The organism is Actinomadura violacea (assembly GCF_017573465.1).
Classification (GTDB): domain Bacteria; phylum Actinomycetota; class Actinomycetes; order Streptosporangiales; family Streptosporangiaceae; genus Spirillospora; species Spirillospora violacea.
Map to the genome: position 1 here is coordinate 107,678 of NZ_JAGEPF010000024.1, position 18,981 is coordinate 126,658.

Here is an 18,981-nt window from a genome sequence, read left to right on the forward strand (position 1 = left end):
CGGTCAGCGACCGCGTCCCACGAAGCCGACCCGTTCGCGGACGGTCTCCATCGTGCGCGCGGCGACCGCCCCGGCGTGCTCGGCGCCCCGCTCCAGGATCCGGTCGAGCTCGGCCGGGTCGTCCAGCAGCTCGGCGGTGCGCTCCCGGATCGGGGTGAACGTGCCGAGGACGACCTCGGCGAGGTCCTTCTTGAACTGGCCGTAGCCGGACCCCGCGTACTTGGCCTCCAGGTCGGGGATCGGCGTGCCGTCCAGCGCGGAGTAGATCCGCAGCAGGTTGGTGACGCCGGCCTTCTTCTCCTCGTCGTAGACGACCTCGGAGCCGGTGTCGGTGACCGCGCGCATGATCTTCTTGCGCATCGGGCCGGGCTCCTCCAGCACGTCGATGATGCCCTGCGGCGAGGACGCCGACTTGCTCATCTTCGCGTCCGGCTCCTGCAGGTCGGTGATCTTCGCGGCGCCCGCCGGGATGTGCGCCTCCGGCGCCACGAACGTCTCGCCGAACCGGTGGTTGAACCGCTGCGCGAGCGTCCTGGTCAGCTCCAGGTGCTGCCGCTGGTCCTCGCCGACCGGGACGCGCAGCACCGTGCTCCCGGGCTCCGGGGTGTACAGCAGGATGTCGGCGGCCTGCAGGACCGGGTAGGTGAACAGCCCGACGCTCGTCGCCGACGACCCCTGCTTGGTCGACTTGTCCTTGAACTGGGTCATCCGGCTCGCCTCGCCGAACCCGGTGAGGCAGCCGAGCACCCACGCCAGCTCGGCGTGCTCGGGGACGTGGCTCTGCACGAACAGCGCGGCGCGGCCCGGGTCGACGCCCATCGCGATCAGCTGCGCGGCCGACACGCGGGTGCGGCGCCGCAGCAGCTCGGGGTCGTGCTCCACGGTGATCGCGTGCAGGTCGACCACGCAGTAGAACGCCTCGTGCGCGTCCTGGAGCGACACCCACTGCCGCAACGCGCCCAGGTAGTTGCCGAGGTGGAAGGAGTCGGCGGTGGGCTGGATGCCGGAGAGCACCCGCGGGGCGGGCGCGCCGGCCGCCGTGGGGCCGGACTCTGCGGGGCTGGACGCTTCGGGCATGTGCACGGACCGATTCTCTCAGGTGTCGTCGGAGGCTCCGCCGCCGGTGGCGGCGTCGCCGGCCGGCCGCGGGGCCGCGGCCGGGGGCACGGGCGTCGCCGGCACCGCGGGCCGCACCGCCGGCCGCGCTGACCACCGCGCCGCCGGCGGGACCGCCTGCAGTGCCGCCTGGGGCGCCGCCCGCGGCGTGACGCGCACGCGGGCCACCCGCCGGCCCTCCATCCGGGCCACCCGCAGCTCCCGGTCCGCGGACCGCACCGAGTCGCCCTCGGCGGGCACGCGGCCGAGCACCGCCATGATGTGCCCGGCGACCGTCTCGTACGGCCCGGCCGGCAACCGGATGCCGGTCTCGGCGGCGAAGTCGTCCAGGTTGAGCAGGCCGTCGACCTCGACCACGCCGCCGTGCAGGCGCCGCGCCTGCGCGTCCTGGACATCATATTCGTCGCGGATGTCGCCGATCAGCTCCTCCATCAGGTCCTCGAGGGTGACGATCCCGGCGACGCCGCCGTACTCGTCCATGACGATCGCCAGGTGGCAGCCCTCCCGCCGCATCTCCGACAGCACCGGCAGCACCCGCTGCGAGGCCGGCAGGAACTTCACCGGCCGCACCAGCGACCCCACCGGCCGCACCCCATCGGCCATAGAACCGTCGGCCGGGGCACCGCCGGCCGGGGCGCCGTCCCGGTCCTCGGGGACGAGCAGGTCGCGGATGTGCACGAAGCCGATCACCTCGTCGTGCGAGCCGCGGCACACCGGGAACCGCGAGTGCGGGCTGCCCGCCGCGGCCCGCGCCGCCGTCGCCACCGGCAGCGCCGCGTCCAGGAACACCACCTCGGTGCGCGGCACCAGCACCTCCCGCAGCGGCCGCTCCCCCGCCGCGAACACCTCCTCAATCAGGGCGCGCTCGTCCGCGGCGATCTGCGTGTTCTCCGCCACGAGCGCCCGCATCCGCTCGGCGGTCGGCTCCTCGCGCAGCGCGCTCGGGTCGCCGCCCGACAGCCGCACCACCAGGTCGGCGGAGGCGGACAGCAGCCACACCAGCGGCCGCGCGAGCCGCCCCGGCGGCCGCAACGCCGCCGGAACGGGCGCGGGCTCGGCGCCGGACGTCCGGTCCATGGGGTGAACCTTCCCGTTCCGGGCCCCGGATAGCCGGGCCGCCCGTTCGGGATCTCCGCGGGCGGCGTTGCGGATAGCCTGGACGGCGCTCCGCGATCCAGTCCGTCTTCTCGGGAGGTCCGTACGTGAAGCTGCTCGTCACCGGAGGCGCCGGCTACATCGGCAGCGTCGTCTCCGCCCTGCTGCTGGAGGCGGGCCACGAGGTCGTCGTCCTGGACGACCTGTCCACCGGGCACGAGGACGCCGTTCCCGCCGGGGCGCGGCTGGTGCGCGGCACGCTGCGCGGCGCCGCCGCCGAGGTGCTCGGCGGCGCCGGGTTCGACGCCGTGCTGCACTTCGCGGCCAAGTCGCTGGTCGGCGAGTCCGTCGAGAAGCCCGGCCTGTACTGGGACAAGAACCTCGGCGAGTCGCTGGCGCTGCTGGAGGCGATGCGGACCGCCGGGGTCGCGCGGATCGTGTTCTCCTCGACCGCCGCCTGCTACGGCGAGCCGGAGTCGACGCCGATCCTGGAGACCGACCCGACCCGCCCGACGAACCCGTACGGCGCGTCGAAGCTGGCGATCGACACCACCCTCGCCGAGTACGCGCGGCTGCACGGCATCGGCGGCGTCTCGCTGCGCTACTTCAACGTCGCGGGCGCCTACGGGACGCAGGGCGAGCGGCACACCGTCGAGACGCACCTGATCCCGAACGTGCTCAAGGTCGCGCTCGGGCAGGGCGAGGCGGTGAAGATGTTCGGCGAGGACTACCCGACCGCCGACGGCACCTGCGTCCGCGACTACATCCACGTCGCCGACCTCGGCCGCGCGCACCTGCTGGCACTGGACGCCTGCGAGCCCGGCACCCACCAGATCTTCAACCTCGGCAGCGGCACCGGCAACTCCGTCCGCGAGGTCATCGAGGTGTGCCGCGAGGTCACCGGACGCGACATCCCGGCGGAGGTCCACCCGCGCCGCCCGGGCGACCCGGCGGTGCTGATCGCGTCGTCCGACAAGATCCAGACGCGGCTCGGCTGGAAGCCGGAGCGGGACCTGCGCGCCATGGTGTCGGACGCCTGGACCTTCCTGCGCTCGCGATGAGCGATCTGCGCACCGCCTTCGGCGAGTCGTTCGGGCGGGCCGCCGAGGGCGTCTGGCACGCGCCCGGGCGGATCAACCTGATCGGCGAGCACACCGACTACAACGACGGGCTCGTCCTGCCGTTCGCGCTGTCGCGCGGCGTGTCGGTGGCCGCCGCGCGCCGCGACGACGGGATCGTCGAGGTCCGCTCCCGGCAGGCCGGCGCCGTCACCGCGCCGGCCGAGGGCGGGACGGTCGTCTCCGAGGGCTGGCCGTCCGAGCGGGCCTGGGCCGCCTACCCCGTCGGCATGGCGCGGGTGCTGCGCGAGCACGGCACCGGCGGCGCGTCCCTGCTGATCGACTCGGACCTGCCGCAGGGCGCGGGCCTGTCGTCGTCGGCCGCGCTGGAATGCGCGACGGCGCTGGCCCTGTGCGACCTGTACGGCGTCGAGATCGACCGGCCGGAGCTGGCCCGTCTCGCGCAGCGCGCCGAGAACGAGCAGGTCGGCATGCCGTGCGGGCTGATGGACCAGTCCGCGTCGCTGCTCGCCGAGCCCGGCCGCGCGCTGATGCTCGACTGCCGCAGCGGCCTGTCGTCGCAGGTGCCGTTCGACCCGCCGGCGGCCGGGCTGGCGCTGCTCGCCGTCGACACCCGCGCCTCCCACGCCCTCACCGGCGGCGAGTACGGGCGGCGGCGCGCCGAATGCGAGGAGGCCGCGGCGCTGCTCGGCGTCGACGCGCTCCGCGACGTCAAGGACCTCGGCGGTGCGCTGCAGCGGCTGCGCGACCCGGTGCTGCGGCGCCGCGTGCAGCACGTCGTCACCGAGAACCACCGCGTCGAGGCGTCCGTCGGGCTGCTGCGCGCGGGCGCCGTCGCCGAGCTCGGCGCGATGCTGAACGCCTCGCACCTGTCGCTGCGCGACCAGTTCGAGGTGTCCTGGCCCGAGGCCGACACCGCCGTCGACGCGGCGCTGCGCGCGGGCGCGCGCGGCGGCCGCATGATCGGCGGCGGGTTCGGCGGGTCGGTGATCGTCCTCACCGCCGCCGACCGCGCCGGCCGGGTCCGGGACGCGATCGCGGCGGCATACGGCAAGCGCGGCTGGACGGCGCCGGAGTTCCTCGACGCCGTCCCGTCCGCCGGCGCCCGCCGCCTGGCCTAGCCCGGGGTCATTCCTGGAGCGCCGACCTGATGTCGGCGAGCAGGGCGGCGGCCTGGTCGGCGGGGCCGGTCTCGTCCAGGGACCGGAAGCCGTCCACCGCGGCCGATGCGAGCGCCTCCGCGTCCGCTGGACGCCCGGTCTGGGCGAGGATGCGCGCCTGGTCGTAGGAGACGAGCGCGGTCTCCCACGTGCGGGGCGGGCCGTCCGGCAGCGCCTCCAGGGCCGCGCGGGCCGCCTCCATCGTCGCGACGGCCTTGTCCGGCTCGCCGCTCCACAGCAGGCACATCGCGGCGCGGCGGCGGGCCCGGACGGCGCCCTGCGGGTCGTCCGCCCCGGCATAGGCGTCGGCGGCATCCGCGAAACGCTCGGCGGCCAGGGCGTCCTTGTCCAGGTTTGTCAGGATCTCGGCCGCCTCCTCCAGGAAATGCGCGGCGGCGCCGGGCTCGCCGTCCTTCACCGCGCCCTCGGCGAGGGACGTGAACGTGCCGGCGGCGTCCTCCTCCCCCATCTCCTTCTGCGCGTGCGCCAGGATCAGCCGGGCGCGCCTCCTGGCATGCCCGACGGACGGGTCGGCGGGGTCGTCCTCCGTAAGCGCCTGGAGGACCTCCTCGGCGACCTCGGCGGCCTCCAGATGGCGCCCGGTCGACAGGTAGCCGCCGGCGAGGTCCACCCGGATGCGCACGGCGTACTCGTGCAGGCCCTCGGCCGTCCACTCCGCGACCGCCTCGACGAGGTCGGGGACGCCGTCGGCCGGACGGTCCAGCGCGACCAGCGAGGCACCGCGCTCGGCGAGCGCCTCCGCGCGCATCGGCGACGGCTCGGGCATCGCGCCGATCGCCTCGTCCAGCAGCGCGATCGTGGCCTCGTCGGGACCGCCCTGGTGCCGGGACAGCGCCCGGGACAGCTGGAACGCGGGCGCGGCGATCTCCTCCGGGTGCCGCGAGGCGCGCGCCAGGTCGGCGGAGCGGCGCAGCGCCGCGATCCCCTCCTCCATCTCGCCGGACATCAGCAGCGCCTGCCCCCGCAGGAACCACACCTCGGCCTCGTCGTCCCGCGCGTCCTCCGGAGTGATCCGGCCGAGCGCCGCGTACGCGTCGGCGGGCCGCTCCATCTGCAGGTACACGCCCGCGAGAAGGAGGAGGCCGGACGTGGCCTCACCGGGCTCGTCCGGGTCCGCGACGGCGTGGTCCGCGGCCGCGATCACCTGGTCCAGGCCGCTCTCGTCGCCCTGGTCGACGCGGAGCGCGCCGAGGCGTCCGAGCGTCCGCCGCCGGCGCCTCTCCTCGCCCAGGCCGCCGAACAGGCGGGCCGCCTCCTCCCAGCACTCGGCCGCGCCCGCGAGGTCGCCGGCGACGGCGAGCTCGACGCCCCGCCCGTCGAGCCGGCGCGCCCTCTGCAGCGGCGTCGGCTCGGTCTCGCCCGCGAGGACGTCGAAGCGTCGCAACGCGGCCGCCCTGCGGCGCCGGTCGGCGCCGGATCCGCGCCTTCCCGCGATGTCCAGGAGGGCGTCGAGATCGTCCGACGACGCGATGTCGTCCGGCTCCTCCTCCTGCGGGACGGCCGGCGCCGGCGCCGGGGCCTGGGACGGACGGCGGTGGTGCGCGGCCAGCGGGACGAACCCGAAGTCCGGCTCGGCCGCCAGCAGCTCCCGCACCTTCTCGCCCTGGTGGGACGTGCCGTTGCGGGCGTCGAACCGTGCCGCCAGGTCCGTCGCACGGCCCTCCAGCTCGGCGCGCAGCTCCGCGACCGGCACGTCCGCCGCGGGACGCCCGCCCGACGCCGGACGGCGGACCGTCACCCCGTCCCGCCCCGACGCCGCGACCCGGCCCAGCACCGCGGCCGCCGCCGCGGCGAACATCATCTCCGCGTGCGCGTGCGGCGCCCGGTCCAGCCACCCGAGATGCCGCTGCACGATCTCCAGCCCCCGCGCGTCGTTCCCGGTCAGCGCGCAGAACTCCAGATGGTCGGCGATGTCCCCGAGATCGGCGACCTGCCGCCGGTGCGCCCGGTACGCGCGGCGGTGCGCGTCGGCCGCCGCCTCCGGACGGCCCGTGCGCAGGTACACCGGCAGCATCGCCGTCTGGATCCCCTGCGGCTGCTCCTTGCACGACAGCTCGGACGTCAGCACCGGCGCCGCGATCTCCGCGGCCTCCTCGTACCGGCCCGCGTCCGCGAGATGCGCCACCATCCCGGTCGGATCGCAGCCCTCGCAGTCCGACAGCTGATCCCGCTGCGCCGCCCGCCACTTGGCGAACCACTCGTCCGCCGACGGGTCGCCGAGATGCCGCGCCACGATGTGCCGCCGCCGGTACACCGCCTGGAGGCTGTGACCGCCCGCCCGGTAGCGGCGCTCCATGTCGTCCAGCACCGCCCGCGTCCGATCGAGGGGGATCTCCGGGAACTTCGTCAGGGAGCTCACCACCGCCTTCATCTGCCACAGCAGGATCAGCGGCTCGTCGAACCGGCCGGGATCGCGGTCGTGCTCGGCCAGCGTCCGCCCGAACGTCGCGAACGCCTTCGCCGGCTCCCCGCCGAACTGGTACGCGTCGGTCAGCCGGACCCGCACCCGGAACGCCAGGACCTCGTCGGCGGCCTCCTCCGCGCGGCGCAGCGCGTCCTCCGTCAGGACCGTCCGCGCCTCCCCGTACGGAAGCTCCTGCGCGCGCGCCATCAGCGCGTACACGTCGTCAATACTCACTGGCCCGCCTCCGGAGGATGGGTGGCCCACTCCAGCAGGCCAATGAACGAACGGTTCAGCACCGCCGTGTCCGCCGGACGCAGCGGATGGTGCCCGAGCAGCAGCGCCTGCCCGTACAGCGCCTGCACGGCCGGCTCCACAGGCCCGTCCACGCCGAGCGCCGTGACGCGCCGCGTCAGCGGGTTGCGGTAGTTCAGCACCAGCTGCGGACGCTCCACCCCCGCCGACGCGCCCACCGCGCCGAGCACGTCCGCCCACAGCTCGCCGGCCTCCTCCCGCGCCCGCGACAGCTCCTCCCGGAACTGCGCGTCCCGGCTGGTCAGGTACAGCGCCGGCAGCGACGCCGGATCGAAGTCGCGGACGACCACCTCGCAGCCGAGCCGCTCCACCGCCCGCTGCGCCGCCGCCAGGAACGGCCGCAGCGCCAGCTCCGCCGCCGGATCCAGCAGCCCGAACGTCGTCGCCAGCTCCGAGGCGTCCAGCCGGGTCAGCCGGACGTCCGGATCGAGGTCCGGCAGCCGCTCGATGATCTCGGTGTCGTGCACGTAGCCGCCGTTGACCAGCCCGACGCCCTGCGCGCCCGCCACCGCCGACAGCCGCCGGAACTCCTCCACGCTCCCGGTGAACCGGCCGTCCGGATGCCGCCGCCGGAACTCGTGCAGCGTCACCGGGCCCGCCGACGTCTCGAACTCCATCCACCGGTCGACGATCCGCAGCATGTCGTCGTCGTGCAGCGCCATCGCCTTCACGCCGAGCTGGTGCAGCCGCAGGAACGCGCGCAGCCGCGGCGGATCGGTCTCCGCCAGCCGCACCAGCCACTGCCGCAGCACCTCGCCGAGGCCCTGCCGCGCCGACTCCAGCAGCTCGTCCTCGAACAGCGCCTCCCGGCTCGCCGTCGGGCGCAGCTCCCCCGCGTCCACCACGCACCGGACGAAGAACGCCCACTCCGGCAGCAGCCCCTGCACGCTCTCCGCCAGCAGCATCCGCTTCAGGTAGACGCGGTGCGCGCCGCGGGCCGACGGCGACACCGGCTCCGGCAGGACGAACGCGACGCCGGTCAGCCCCGCCTCCGCCACCTCCAGGTCCACCACGTCGAACGGCGTGAACCCGTACAGCCCCTCGCAGTACCGCTCCAGCGCGCGGCGCCGCGCCCCCGGATCGGGGTGGGACGCCCGCCACGGCGGGCCCTCATCCGTGACCGTGACACCGTCCACGACCAGCTCGATCGGAAGCAGCGACCCGTAGGTGCGGGCCAGCTCCGCCACGACCGGCGCGCTCAGCAGCTCCGCCGACCCGGGCCGCGGCCGCAGCGTCACCGTCGTTCCCGGCCCGTCACGCCGTGCCTGATCTTCCGTGACCGGCTCGACCCGGTAGCTGCCCTCCGACCGGCCCGTCCACCGGACCGCGTCGCCGCCCTTCGCCGACCGCGACACCACCTCGATCTCGTCCGCCACCAGGAACCCCGACAGCAGCCCGATCCCGAACTGGCCGAGGAAGTCGTGCCGCGCGAACCCCAGCTCGTCGCGCTTGGACGACCGGCCGATCGTGGCCAGCAGCGTGTGCACCTCGTCCGCCGTCAGCCCGACACCGTCGTCGTGCACCCGCAGCGCCCCGCCGCCGGTCTCGATCACCACCCGGCCGCCGCCCTCGCCCCGCGCCGTGATCGCGTCCACCGCGTTCTGCAGCAGCTCCCGCAGGTACACCCGCGGGCTCGCGTACAGATGGCGGCTGAGCAGATCCACCACCCCGCGCAGATCCACCTGGAAAGCCTGATCCGCCACCCGCGTTCCTCCCCGTCGTCTTCGAAGCGATCACACCTTAACGACCGGTACCGACGCCTTCAGGGGTTTTTCGGGCCGCTACCGTCCAACGAGCACACCCATCCGTGGAGGACGCATGCCCGCCGCCCTCGCCGCCCCGTGGCGCGCCGCCCGCACGCTCGGCATCGCCGTGCTCGGCCTGCTCGCGGCCTCGGCCGCCTACCTGTGGTGGAGCCTGACCGCCGCGGCGCTGCTGGCCATCGCCGGCATCGTCTGCGGAGTCGTCGCGCTGGCGGCGCTGTACGAGTCGCGGCGGCCGCTCCGCTTCAAGGGCGTCCCGCTGGTCCTCGGCTGCCTCGCGCTGATCGCCCTGTACGTGGTCGGCGTCGTCGCCGCGCGGGACGTCGCGCTGACGCTGGCCGGCACCGAGGACAACGCCGTCGTCGCCAAGGTCTGGAAGACCCGCGACCCCAAGCGGACCAGTCCGGAGTACCACTGCACGCTGCACCGCTCCGACGGCACCGCGATCCCGCGCGAGTTCGCGTCGAACTGCGAAGGACTCGAAGCGGGCGACACCCTTCCGGTCGTCCTCGACCCCGGCGGACGGCTCCCGCCCGTCCGCGGCCCCAAGTCCGAGATGAGCACGACCGGAGAACTCCAGGCGATGGCGGTCGCGGGGCTCGTCGTCCTGGTCGCGGTCGCCGCCGGCAGCCCGCCCGCCCGCGAACGAGCGGCCCGCAGAACGTGAGCCCGGACGCGGACGAGCCCCGGACCACGCAGGTCCGGGGCTCGTCCGTGCAGTTGCGGGCGCTCAGATCAGGCCGCTCAGATCAGGCCGAGCTTGCGGACCGCGTCGCGCTCCTCCGCCAGCTCGTTCACCGACGCGTCGATCCGCGCGCGGGAGAAGTCGTCGATCTCCAGGCCCTGGACGATCTCCCACTTCCCGTCCTTGGTGGTGACCGGGAACGAGGAGATCAGGCCCTCCGGCACGCCGTAGGAGCCGTCCGACACGACCGCCATCGACGTCCAGGTGCCCTCGGCGGTGCCGTTCACCCAGGTGTGCACGTGGTCGATCGCCGCGGACGCCGCCGACGCCGCCGACGACGCGCCCCGCGCCTCGATGATCGCGGCGCCGCGCTTGGCGACGGTCGGGATGAAGTCGTTCTCCAGCCAGTTCTGGTCGTTGACCGTCTCGGCCGCGTTCTTGCCGTTGATCTCGGCGTGGAAGATGTCCGGGTACTGGGTGGCGGAGTGGTTGCCCCAGATCGTCATCTTCTTGATGTCGGAGACGGACACGCCCGCCTTCTTCGACAGCTGCGCGAGCGCCCGGTTGTGGTCCAGGCGGGTCATCGCGGTGAACCGCTCGGCCGGGACGTCCGGCGCGTGCGACTGCGCGATCAGCGCGTTGGTGTTGGCCGGGTTGCCGACCACCAGCACCTTGACGTCGTCGGCGGCGCCGGCGTTGATCGCCTCGCCCTGCGGCTTGAAGATGCCGCCGTTGGCCTCCAGCAGGTCGCCGCGCTCCATGCCCTTCGTGCGCGGGCGGGCGCCGACCAGCAGCGCCACGTTCGTCCCCTCGAACGCCTTGGCGGCGTCGTCGAAGATGTCGATGCCGCTCAGCAGCGGGAACGCGCAGTCGTCCAGCTCCATCGCGGTGCCCTCGGCGGCCTTCACCGCCTGCGGGATCTCCAGCAGCCGCAGGCGGACGGGTACGTCCGCGCCGAGCAGGTGCCCGGAGGCGATGCGGAACAGCAGCGCGTAGCCGATCTGGCCCGCGGCGCCGGTAACGGTGACATTGACTGGGGTGCGCGTCATGCGTCCTTCTCCTGCTGTGACCTGACGGGGCTCAGGCGGCCATCCTTCGAACCCGACCGCCGAAGAGCCGCCCATGGAACCGGTCGCCGCACGGGTTCTCTCGCCGTCGAGATATTTCCGACGCCAGGCTATCGCGCGCGGCCCTCCGGTCACCCGGCAGGTGCCCGCCCCGGCATGGCTCACACCCCGCCGATGCGAAAGGCCGCCCCGGTAGACCGGGACGGCCCTGCGACTCGAAGAGGAACGGGATCAGCCGTTGATCTTCTTCTGGAGGTTGGTGTCCAGCGCCTCGAGGAACTGCTCGCTGGTCAGCCAGGGGGTGTCCCCGCCGACGAGCAGGGCGAGGTCCTTGGTCATCTGGCCGCCCTCGACGGTCTCGACGCAGACCTGCTCGATCTTGCGCGCGAAGTCGATGACCTCGGGCTGGTTGTCGAGCTTGCCGCGGTGCTCGAGGCCGCGGGTCCAGGCGAAGATCGACGCGATCGGGTTCGTCGACGTCGGCTTGCCCTGCTGGTGCTGCCGGTAGTGCCGGGTCACCGTGCCGTGCGCGGCCTCGGCCTCGACGGTCCTGCCGTCCGGGGTCATGAGGACGGAGGTCATCAGGCCGAGCGAGCCGAAGCCCTGCGCGAGGGTGTCGGACTGCACGTCGCCGTCGTAGTTCTTGGCGGCCCAGACGAAGCCGCCCTCCCACTTGAGCGCCGCGGCGACCATGTCGTCGATGAGCCGGTGCTCGTAGGTGATGCCCTTGGCCTCGAACTCGGCCTTGAACTCGGTCTCGAAGATCTCCTGGAAGAGGTCCTTGAACCGGCCGTCGTAGGCCTTGAGGATCGTGTTCTTCGTGGAGAGGTACAGCGGCATCTCGCGGTTCAGCGCGTACCGCATGCTCGTCCGGGCGAAGTCACGGATCGAGTCGTCGTAGTTGTACATGCCCATGGCGACTCCGCCGCCGGGGAAGTCGGCGACCTCGATCTCCATGGGCTCGGAGCCGTCCTGCGGGGTGTAGGTGATCGTCACCTTGCCCGGGCCGGGGACCACGAAGTCGGTCGCCTTGTACTGGTCGCCGTGGGCGTGCCGGCCGATGATGATCGGCTTCGTCCAGCCCGGGACCAGGCGGGGGATGTTCGACACCACGATGGGCTCGCGGAAGATCACGCCGCCGAGGATGTTGCGGATCGTTCCATTGGGGGAACGCCACATCTTCTTCAGGCCGAACTCTTCGACGCGCGCCTCGTCGGGGGTGATGGTGGCGCACTTGACGCCGACGCCGTGCTCGGCGATGGCGTTCGCGGCGTCGATGGTGACCTGGTCGTCCGTGGCGTCACGGTGCTCGATTCCCAGGTCGTAGTACTTCAGGTCGACGTCGAGGTAAGGCAGGATCAGCTGGTCCTTGATGAATTTCCAGATGATCCGCGTCATTTCGTCGCCGTCGAGTTCGACGACCGGGCCCGCTACTTTGATCTTGGGCATGCTGTTGCTGTCCCTTTCCTACACCTGGCCAGCAGTCCTTGTAAGGCTCAACTGGCTAGGCTAGCCGAGGCCCGGAAGCGGTCTAGACCTGGCCTCCCGGGGAGAACGGTCATACCCCCGTCGACCTGCGGAAACATCGTTAGCCGGGCGAACCGTCGCGGCGCCGGACGAGCAGCAGCCGCACGCCGCGGCCCACCATGACCAGGGCGATCAGCGCACCGAACGCGCCGGCGCCGATGAGGCCGGTCTTGTTCATCGGCGGGATGCTGAGCGCGACGAACGCGACCATCTCGCCGAGGATGACGAGCGTCCAGCAGTCGATCTGGCGGCTGCGGTTGGCCAGCAGGCCGAGCTGGGACTCCGGGAGCAGCAGCCGCGCCAGCGCGCCGAACAGCAGCGCGGCCGCCATCAGGCCGGATCCCTTGCGGAAGTAGTTGAGGGCGCAGAGCGCCAGGCCGCCGCCCACGCCGCTGAGCACGATGAGGTAGGGCAGCCGCGCGAGCCACTGCGGGGCGGCGCTCTTGCCGCGCGGCGCCCTGCGCCGGCGCCGGTGCACCTGCGTGCTCATGGCTCCACGGTAATGCCGATCGGCGCGCGGTACGACATCGCGGCGCGGCGGGGCGGGCGGTCCGGGGCGGGGTGAGGGGTCCGGTGATCGTTCCGCCGGATCGGCGGCCGGAGTTGTGCTCCGGCGACGGAAACGCACCCGGTCCGGCTGGTGGCGAAGAGCCCCGAATGCCTTGCGCCATCGGTGCTACTCGCCAGTAGGAGGGTGTGACGGGGGTCCGCCCGGGTAACCCGGCAGACAGGGGTCGCTAACTAGCTGGGAGGACTGCCGTGGAGGGGCCGTTCATGCGGATCGAGGACAGCGGGCTGGTGGTGCCGCTGCGCCCCGACGTAACGACGGTCGGGAGAGGGAGAGGAGTCGACATCCGCCTCGACGACCCGAGTGTGTCCCGTTTGCACGCCGAGATCGTGCGGCGCGGCCCGTACGTCTACGTCGTCGACATGGGCCTGTCCCGCAACGGGACCCGTGTCAACGGCCGGCCGATCGCCCGCCGTGTGCTGGAGGACGGTGACGTCGTGAGCTTCGGCACGGCGCGCTGCCGGATGGGGGGCATCCCCCGTGAGGAGGTCGACCCGGACGTCGAGCTGCGGCGTGCCGTCGCCCCCGAGCTCACCCGCCGCGAGGTCGACGTGCTGACCGCGCTGTGCCGTCCCGCCCTGTCCGACGAGGCGTTCGTGGCCCCCGCCACGGCGCGCGACATCGCGGGGGAGCTGGTCGTGACCGAGGCCGCGGTGAAGCAGCACCTGCTGCGGCTCTACCAGAAGTTCCGGATCCCCGAGGGGGCCAACCGGCGCACCCGGCTGGCCAACGAGGTCATCGCGATGGGGCTGGTCCGGCCGCTGCCGCCGGTCCACGTGCCCCAGCAGGGCCGCCCCCCGATCGACGGGCGTCCGCCGGGGATGCGGGGCCCGGCGGAGGCGCGCCGCCCGGGCGCGCCCGGGCACGCCTCCGGGCATCCCGCGGGTCCGGCCCGCGCCGCGCACACCGCGGCGGGCCGCCGGGCCAGCTGAGCGTGCGGTCGCCCTCATCGGCAGCGCGAACGAGGGCGATCGCCAGGCCCGCCCGAGCGGGGCCGCGTTAGTGACGGCGCGGCTCCGCCCGGGAAAGGTCTTCGGCTCGTGCGTGAGGGCCGCCACCGCCGGTGTCGGTGGCGGCCCTCACGCATGTCCGGAACAGGTCAGGACCGCTCGGCGGCCTCGACGACGTTCTGCAGGAGCATCGCGCGGGTCATCGGGCCGACGCCGCCGGGGTTCGGGGCGACCCAGCCGGCGACCTCGCGGACGTCGGCGGCGACGTCGCCGGTGAGCTTGCCGTCGACGCGGGAGACGCCGACGTCCAGCACGGCGGCGCCGGGCTTGACCATGTCGCCGCCGATCAGCCCGGGGACGCCGGCGGCGGCGACCACGATGTCGGCGTTGCGGGTGTGCGCGGCGAGGTCACGGGTGGCGGTGTGGCAGAGGGTCACGGTCGAGTTCTCGGTGCGGCGGGTCAGCAGCAGGCCGAGCGCGCGGCCGACGGTGATGCCGCGGCCGACGACGGTCACCTCGGCGCCCTTGAGCGGGACGTCGTAGTGGCGCAGCAGCTCGATGATGCCCTTCGGGGTGCAGGGCAGCGGGCCGGGCTGCATGAGGACGAGCCGCCCGAGGTTCGTCGGGTGCAGGCCGTCGGCGTCCTTCGCCGGGTCGATCAGCTCCAGGACGCGCTGCTCGTCCAGGCCCTTGGGAAGCGGCAGCTGGACGATGTAGCCGGTGCAGGCCGGGTCGGCGTTGAGCTCGGCGACGGCGCGCTCGACGTCGTCCTGACTGGCGGTCGCCGGCAGGTCGCGGCGGATGCTCTCGATGCCCACCTCGGCGCAGTCGCGGTGCTTCATGTTGACGTAGGAGTGGCTGCCGGGGTCGTCGCCCACCAGGACGGTGCCGAGCCCCACGGACACGCCGCGGTCGCGCAGTGCCTCGACGCGGCGCTTGAGGTCGGAGCGGATCTCGGCGGCCAGGGCCTTGCCGTCCAGAATCTGTGCGGTCATGCATGCCTCCGCGGTGTCTCGCCAGGGACCGAGCCCGGCTCGAGGTCCCGTCCACCCAGGCGCGCGGTGTCCGGACTGTCGTTCGCTCCCCGGTGGTGATCCACCTTGACCGCGCCAGTCGCGTCGAGACCCCATGGTAGCCGTCCGCGCGGCCCGGGCGGCGGCGGCGAGTGGCTCGCGGAAATCGCCGTGAAGTGGCCCTGCCAGGCGCTGAGCGGCCCCGCATAGCGTGGACGCCATGAGCGACGAATGGTTCGACCAACCCGTGCTGACCGGGCGTTACGTGCGACTTGAGCCCCTTTCCCTGGACCATGTGGACGGGCTGTTCGAGGCGTCGAAGGAGCCGTCGATCTGGACGTGGAAGAACGAGCGGCAGCCGGAGACCGTAGACGCGCTGCGTGCCTGGGTCGAGAAGGCGCTGGAGGGGTGCGAGCGCGGGCTGCGGCTGCCGTTCGCGCAGGTCGACGTGGCGACCGGGGAGGTCGCGGGGAGCACGTCGTACTACGAGATCGCGCCGCACGACCGGGGGCTGTGCATCGGGCACACCTGGCTGGGGGCGCGCTGGCAGCGGACGGGGTTCAACACCGAGGCGAAGCTGCTGCTGCTCCAGCGGGCCTTCGACGACCTGGGGGCGATCCGGGTCGGCTGGCACACGCACGTCCGCAACGAGCGGTCGCGGGCGGCGATCGAGCGCCTCGGCGCGTCGTTCGAGGGGATCCACCGCAAGCACCGCGTCCGCGCGGACGGCTCGATCCGGGACACCGCCGTCTATGCGATGACCGACGACGACTGGCCGGAGGCGTCGAAGGCGCTGCGCGCCAAGCTGCACTGAGCGCGCGCCGGCGGCGGGCCGGGCTGCGCTAGTCGTCGGCGCTTTCGCGGCGGGCGAGGAGGCGGTCGGTGCCGTGCCAGCCGAGCTGCCCGGCGAGGATCGCGGCGAGCACCGCGGCCACCAGCCCGACGGCCTGCCGCGACTCCATCAGCAGCGCGTCGGCCTGGCCGATGTGGGCGACCAGGAAGGTCGTCAGCGAGTCCATTCGCGCCTCCCAACGGATGATCGCGCCGGGGTCAAGGAACGGTCATGGGGCGCGGCCAGCCAGAGGCTACCTCCCACCGTCCGATGCAAAAGACGGCCGGTGCGGGACCAACGTCCCGCACCGGCCGTCCTCAAGCCCAGCGGTCGACGGCCTCAACGTTGCGATCGCGAGCGAAGCCGGATTCGAGCTTGCGAGAATCCGATCGCGCAGCGAGCCCCCAGGGCGAGTCGGAGCGATGCAGCGATCGCCGATCATCCGTTGAAGGGAGGGCCTCCAGGGCCCGACCGCCGAGGATGATCAATGAAAGAAGTGCCGCGTGCCGGTGAAGTACATGGTGACGCCGGCCTTGGTGGCGGTCTCGATGGCCAGTTCGTCGCGGATGGAGCCGCCCGGCTGGACGACGGCCTTGACGCCGGCTTCGAGGAGCACCTCCAGCCCGTCCGGGAACGGGAAGAACGCGTCGGACGCGGCGACCGACCCGCGCGCGCGCTCGTCGCCGGCGCGCGCCACCGCGAGGCGGGCGGAGTCGACGCGGTTGACCTGGCCCATGCCGACGCCGACGGTGGCGCCGCCGGAGGCCAGCAGGATCGCGTTGGACTTCACCGCGCGGACGGCCCGCCACGCGAATGCCAGGTCGCGCAGGGTGTCCTCGTCGGCGGCGTCGCCGCACTTGAGCTCCCAGCCGGACGGGTCGTCGCCGGGCGCGTCGACCCGGTCGACGGTCTGCACGAGCAGGCCGCCGTCGATCCGCCGCGACTCGGTGGCGCCGCCGGGGGCGTCCGGGCAGATCAGCAGCCGGGTGTTCTTGAACCGGTTCTTCAGCACGGTGACGGCCTCGTCCTCGAAGGACGGGGCGACGACGACCTCGGCGAAGCTGCCGGTGATCTGCTCCGCCATCGCGGCGGTGACCGGCCGGTTCGCGGCGATCACGCCGCCGTAGGCGGACGCGGGGTCGCATTCGAGGGCGAGCCGGTGGGCGGTGGCGATGTCGGCGCCGACGGCGATGCCGCACGGGTTGGCGTGCTTGATGATCGCGACGCAGGGGTCGGTGAAGTCGTAGGCGGCGCGGCGGGCGGCGTCGGTGTCCACGTAGTTGTTGTAGGACATCTCCTTGCCGTAGATCTGCTCCGCGCCCGCGAGGCCCGTCTCGCCCGGCACCCGGTACAGGGCGGCGCGCTGGTGCGGGTTCTCGCCGTACCGCAGCGCGTTCGACCGCTCCCAGGTGGCGCCGATGAAGTCCGGCCACCGCGTCTCGGCGGCCTGCTCGTCGGGCGCGTACTCGCTCGCGAACCAGGACGCCACGGCGACGTCGTAGGACGCGGTGTGCTTGTAGGCGAGGGCGGCGAGGCGGCGCCGCTGCTCGATCGTGAACCCGCCCGCCTTCACCGCGTCGAGGACGTCGCCGTACGCGGACGGGTCGACGACGACGGCGACGGACGCGTGGTTCTTCGCCGCGGCGCGCACCATCGTCGGCCCGCCGATGTCGATCTGCTCGACGCACTCGTCGGGCCCGGCGCCGGACGCGACGGTCGCCGCGAACGGGTACAGGTTCACCACGGCCAGGTCGAACGGCTCGACGGCCAGGTCGTCGAGCTGCTGGAGGTGGTCCTCCTTGCGCCGGTCGGCGAGCAGGCCCGCGTGCACCTTCGGGTGCAGGGTCTTGACCCGGCCGTCCAGGCACTCGGGGAACCCGGTGAGCTTCTCCACCTTCATCACCGGCACCCCGGCGGCGGAGATCCGGCCCGCCGTGGAGCCGGTGGAGACGATCTCCACCCCGGCCTCGTGCAGTCCCCGGGCCAGCTCCTCCAGCCCGGTCTTGTCGTACACGCTGATCAGCGCCCGCTTGATCGCCACCCGACTCACCGGCCGAGCTCCCCTCGTTCCGTCTGACCTGGACTGCCGGACGGCCCGCCGTCCGGCGCGGCGCCGCCGGTCGTGCCGTCGCCGCAGGTTCTGCATTTCATCGAGACCCGCCGCCCCCGCGTGGTCCAGCCGTCGCGGGCCAGCCGTCCGACGACGTCGACCAGGAGCCGGCGCTCCACCTGCTTGATGCGCTCGTGCAGGGAGTCCTCGTCGTCATGCCAGCCCACGGTGACGGTCTCCTGGGCGATGACGGGTCCGGTGTCCACGCCTTCGTCGACGAAGTGAACCGTACAGCCCGTGACCTTCACCCCGTACGCCAGGGCGTCCCGTACCGCGTGCGCGCCGGGGAAGGAGGGCAGCAGCGCGGGGTGGGTGTTGACGATCCGGCCGCCGAACCGGGCCAGCACCGCCGGGCCGAGGATCTTCATGAACCCGGCGGACACCACCAGGTCGGGCTCGTGCTCGGCGATCGCGGCGGCGAGGGCCTCGTCCCACTGCGCGCGGGACGCGAAGTCGGGGATGCGGAGCGTGAACGCGGGCAGTCCGGCGCTCTCGGCGCGCTCGGTGCCGCCGATCCCGTCGCGGTCGGCGCCCACGGCCACCACTTTCGCCCCGTAGGCTGGATCTGCGCAGGCGTCGAGCAGCGCTTGTAGGTTGGTCCCCGCGCCGGAGACGAGGACGACGAGCCGGGCGGACACCATGACTCCCTTTGCGGACGGTGGGCTGGACGGTGGGGTTGTCGGCATTCGGCACGAAGCCTATCGGCCCTGTTCGGCGCGGTTGAATCCACGGTTGGGAGGAAGCGGACGTGAGCGAGCAGCCGGGAGGACCGGCCCATCCCGTCGAGCAGGGGCGGGATCCGGCGGGGCCGCCCCCGGGCCCTCCCATGGGCTTTCCCCAGGGCCCGATGGGCCCTCCGCCGGGGCAGCGGCCGGTGGAACGGTCGGGACGGCGGGCCCTGTGGCTCGGCATCGTCGCCCTGGTGACCTCGTTCTTCTTCTACCCGCTGGGGCTGGTGCTGGGCGTCGCGGCGCTGGTCATCGGGATCAGGGCGCGGCGGCGGGCGAAGGCGGCGCGGGGCACCGCGCCGGGCGCCGCGCCGGGCATCGCGCTCGGCTCGGTCGGGCTGGCGTTCTCGGCGCTGTCGGTGGCGCTCACGGTGTTCCTGTGGCCGGAGCTGAGCGGCTACCAGGAGTGCCTCGGCGCGTCGAACACGGGCACCGACAAGACGGCCTGCCGGCACGAGTACTACCCGAAGATCGAGAAGAAGCTCGACCTGCCCGCGGGCAGCATGGACAAGTACGGCGACCTGTTCTGACCCCTTGTGGCCCCTCTGCGG

General features: G+C 73.4%; 17 protein-coding genes and 1 riboswitch. Of the genes, 6 read left to right on the forward strand and 11 right to left on the reverse strand.

Features of this window, described 5'->3' with window-relative positions:
• Positions 1-3: 3 nt before the first annotated feature.
• Both trpS and J4709_RS35685 read right to left on the reverse strand, forming a co-directional pair.
• Positions 4-1,077 (reverse strand): tryptophan--tRNA ligase, encoded by a 1,074-nt coding sequence (gene trpS / locus J4709_RS35680; RefSeq protein ID WP_208247783.1) that lies wholly within the window; start codon positions 1,075-1,077, stop codon positions 4-6.
• An 18-nt stretch (positions 1,078-1,095) separates the two neighbouring features.
• Positions 1,096-2,193: a hemolysin family protein gene (locus J4709_RS35685; RefSeq protein WP_208247626.1), complete on the reverse strand. Its 1,098-nt coding sequence runs from the start codon at positions 2,191-2,193 to the stop codon at positions 1,096-1,098.
• Positions 2,194-2,318: 125 nt separating this feature from the next.
• On the opposite strand from J4709_RS35685, the gene galE reads away from it, so the two are divergent.
• Positions 2,319-3,272 (forward strand): UDP-glucose 4-epimerase GalE, encoded by a 954-nt coding sequence (galE, locus tag J4709_RS35690; protein WP_208247628.1) that lies wholly within the window; start codon positions 2,319-2,321, stop codon positions 3,270-3,272.
• Positions 3,269-4,411: a galactokinase gene (galK, locus tag J4709_RS35695; RefSeq protein WP_208247630.1), complete on the forward strand. Its 1,143-nt coding sequence runs from the start codon at positions 3,269-3,271 to the stop codon at positions 4,409-4,411. The genes galE and galK overlap by 4 nt, the downstream gene beginning before the upstream one ends.
• 7 nt (positions 4,412-4,418) lie before the next feature.
• On the opposite strand, the gene J4709_RS35700 is transcribed toward galK, so the two are convergent.
• Together J4709_RS35700 and J4709_RS35705 are read right to left on the reverse strand one after the other, a co-directional pair.
• Complete coding sequence (locus J4709_RS35700) at positions 4,419-7,109, reverse strand: tetratricopeptide repeat protein (protein ID WP_208247632.1); 2,691 nt, start codon at positions 7,107-7,109, stop codon at positions 4,419-4,421.
• On the reverse strand, positions 7,106-8,890 hold the full coding sequence (locus J4709_RS35705; RefSeq protein WP_208247634.1) for an HSP90 family protein: 1,785 nt from the start codon (positions 8,888-8,890) through the stop codon (positions 7,106-7,108). The genes J4709_RS35700 and J4709_RS35705 overlap by 4 nt, the downstream gene beginning before the upstream one ends.
• Positions 8,891-9,005: 115 nt before the next feature.
• On the opposite strand from J4709_RS35705, the gene J4709_RS35710 reads away from it, so the two are divergent.
• Positions 9,006-9,617, forward strand: coding sequence for a hypothetical protein (locus J4709_RS35710; protein WP_208247636.1), 612 nt, complete (start codon positions 9,006-9,008; stop codon positions 9,615-9,617).
• Positions 9,618-9,694: 77 nt separating this feature from the next.
• Here the strand turns inward: J4709_RS35710 and J4709_RS35715 are convergent, their stop codons facing one another.
• The 3 genes from J4709_RS35715 to J4709_RS35725 form a co-directional block, all read right to left on the reverse strand.
• Positions 9,695-10,684 carry a malate dehydrogenase gene (locus tag J4709_RS35715; protein ID WP_208247638.1) on the reverse strand — a complete coding sequence of 330 codons (990 nt, stop codon included), beginning with the start codon at positions 10,682-10,684 and terminating at the stop codon, positions 9,695-9,697.
• Positions 10,685-10,933: 249 nt separating this feature from the next.
• Entirely contained in the window at positions 10,934-12,151 is a 1,218-nt protein-coding gene (locus J4709_RS35720) for an NADP-dependent isocitrate dehydrogenase (protein WP_208247641.1), read from the reverse strand.
• Positions 12,152-12,290: 139 nt separating this feature from the next.
• The gene (locus tag J4709_RS35725; protein WP_208247643.1) at positions 12,291-12,719 is read right to left on the reverse strand and encodes a DUF3017 domain-containing protein; all 429 of its coding nucleotides are present in this window, start codon (positions 12,717-12,719) and stop codon (positions 12,291-12,293) included.
• A gap of 269 nt (positions 12,720-12,988) precedes the next feature.
• Between J4709_RS35725 and J4709_RS35730 the strand changes: the two genes are divergently transcribed.
• Positions 12,989-13,729 (forward strand): FHA domain-containing protein, encoded by a 741-nt coding sequence (locus tag J4709_RS35730; protein ID WP_208247645.1) that lies wholly within the window; start codon positions 12,989-12,991, stop codon positions 13,727-13,729.
• A gap of 167 nt (positions 13,730-13,896) precedes the next feature.
• Here the strand turns inward: J4709_RS35730 and J4709_RS35735 are convergent, their stop codons facing one another.
• Entirely contained in the window at positions 13,897-14,742 is an 846-nt protein-coding gene (locus J4709_RS35735) for a bifunctional methylenetetrahydrofolate dehydrogenase/methenyltetrahydrofolate cyclohydrolase (protein ID WP_208247647.1), read from the reverse strand.
• 46 nt (positions 14,743-14,788) lie between these two features.
• A riboswitch (ZMP/ZTP riboswitch) is annotated at positions 14,789-14,874 on the reverse strand.
• Positions 14,875-14,980: 106 nt separating this feature from the next.
• On the opposite strand from J4709_RS35735, the gene J4709_RS35740 reads away from it, so the two are divergent.
• Entirely contained in the window at positions 14,981-15,574 is a 594-nt protein-coding gene (locus J4709_RS35740) for a GNAT family N-acetyltransferase (protein ID WP_208247649.1), read from the forward strand.
• A 28-nt stretch (positions 15,575-15,602) separates the two neighbouring features.
• On the opposite strand, the gene J4709_RS35745 is transcribed toward J4709_RS35740, so the two are convergent.
• The 3 genes from J4709_RS35745 to purN form a co-directional block, all read right to left on the reverse strand.
• Positions 15,603-15,779 carry a hypothetical protein gene (locus J4709_RS35745; protein ID WP_173098675.1) on the reverse strand — a complete coding sequence of 59 codons (177 nt, stop codon included), beginning with the start codon at positions 15,777-15,779 and terminating at the stop codon, positions 15,603-15,605.
• A gap of 297 nt (positions 15,780-16,076) precedes the next feature.
• Positions 16,077-17,642, reverse strand: a complete 1,566-nt coding sequence (purH, locus tag J4709_RS35750) for a bifunctional phosphoribosylaminoimidazolecarboxamide formyltransferase/IMP cyclohydrolase (RefSeq protein WP_208247650.1) — start codon at positions 17,640-17,642, stop codon at positions 16,077-16,079.
• On the reverse strand, positions 17,639-18,343 hold the full coding sequence (purN, locus tag J4709_RS35755) for a phosphoribosylglycinamide formyltransferase (RefSeq protein ID WP_232384549.1): 705 nt from the start codon (positions 18,341-18,343) through the stop codon (positions 17,639-17,641). Before purN ends, purH begins: the two co-directional genes overlap by 4 nt.
• 233 nt (positions 18,344-18,576) lie before the next feature.
• Here purN and J4709_RS35760 point away from each other — a divergent pair, with 233 nt between their 5' ends.
• Positions 18,577-18,960, forward strand: coding sequence for a hypothetical protein (locus J4709_RS35760; RefSeq protein WP_208247654.1), 384 nt, complete (start codon positions 18,577-18,579; stop codon positions 18,958-18,960).
• The last annotated feature ends 21 nt before the right edge of the window (positions 18,961-18,981 follow it).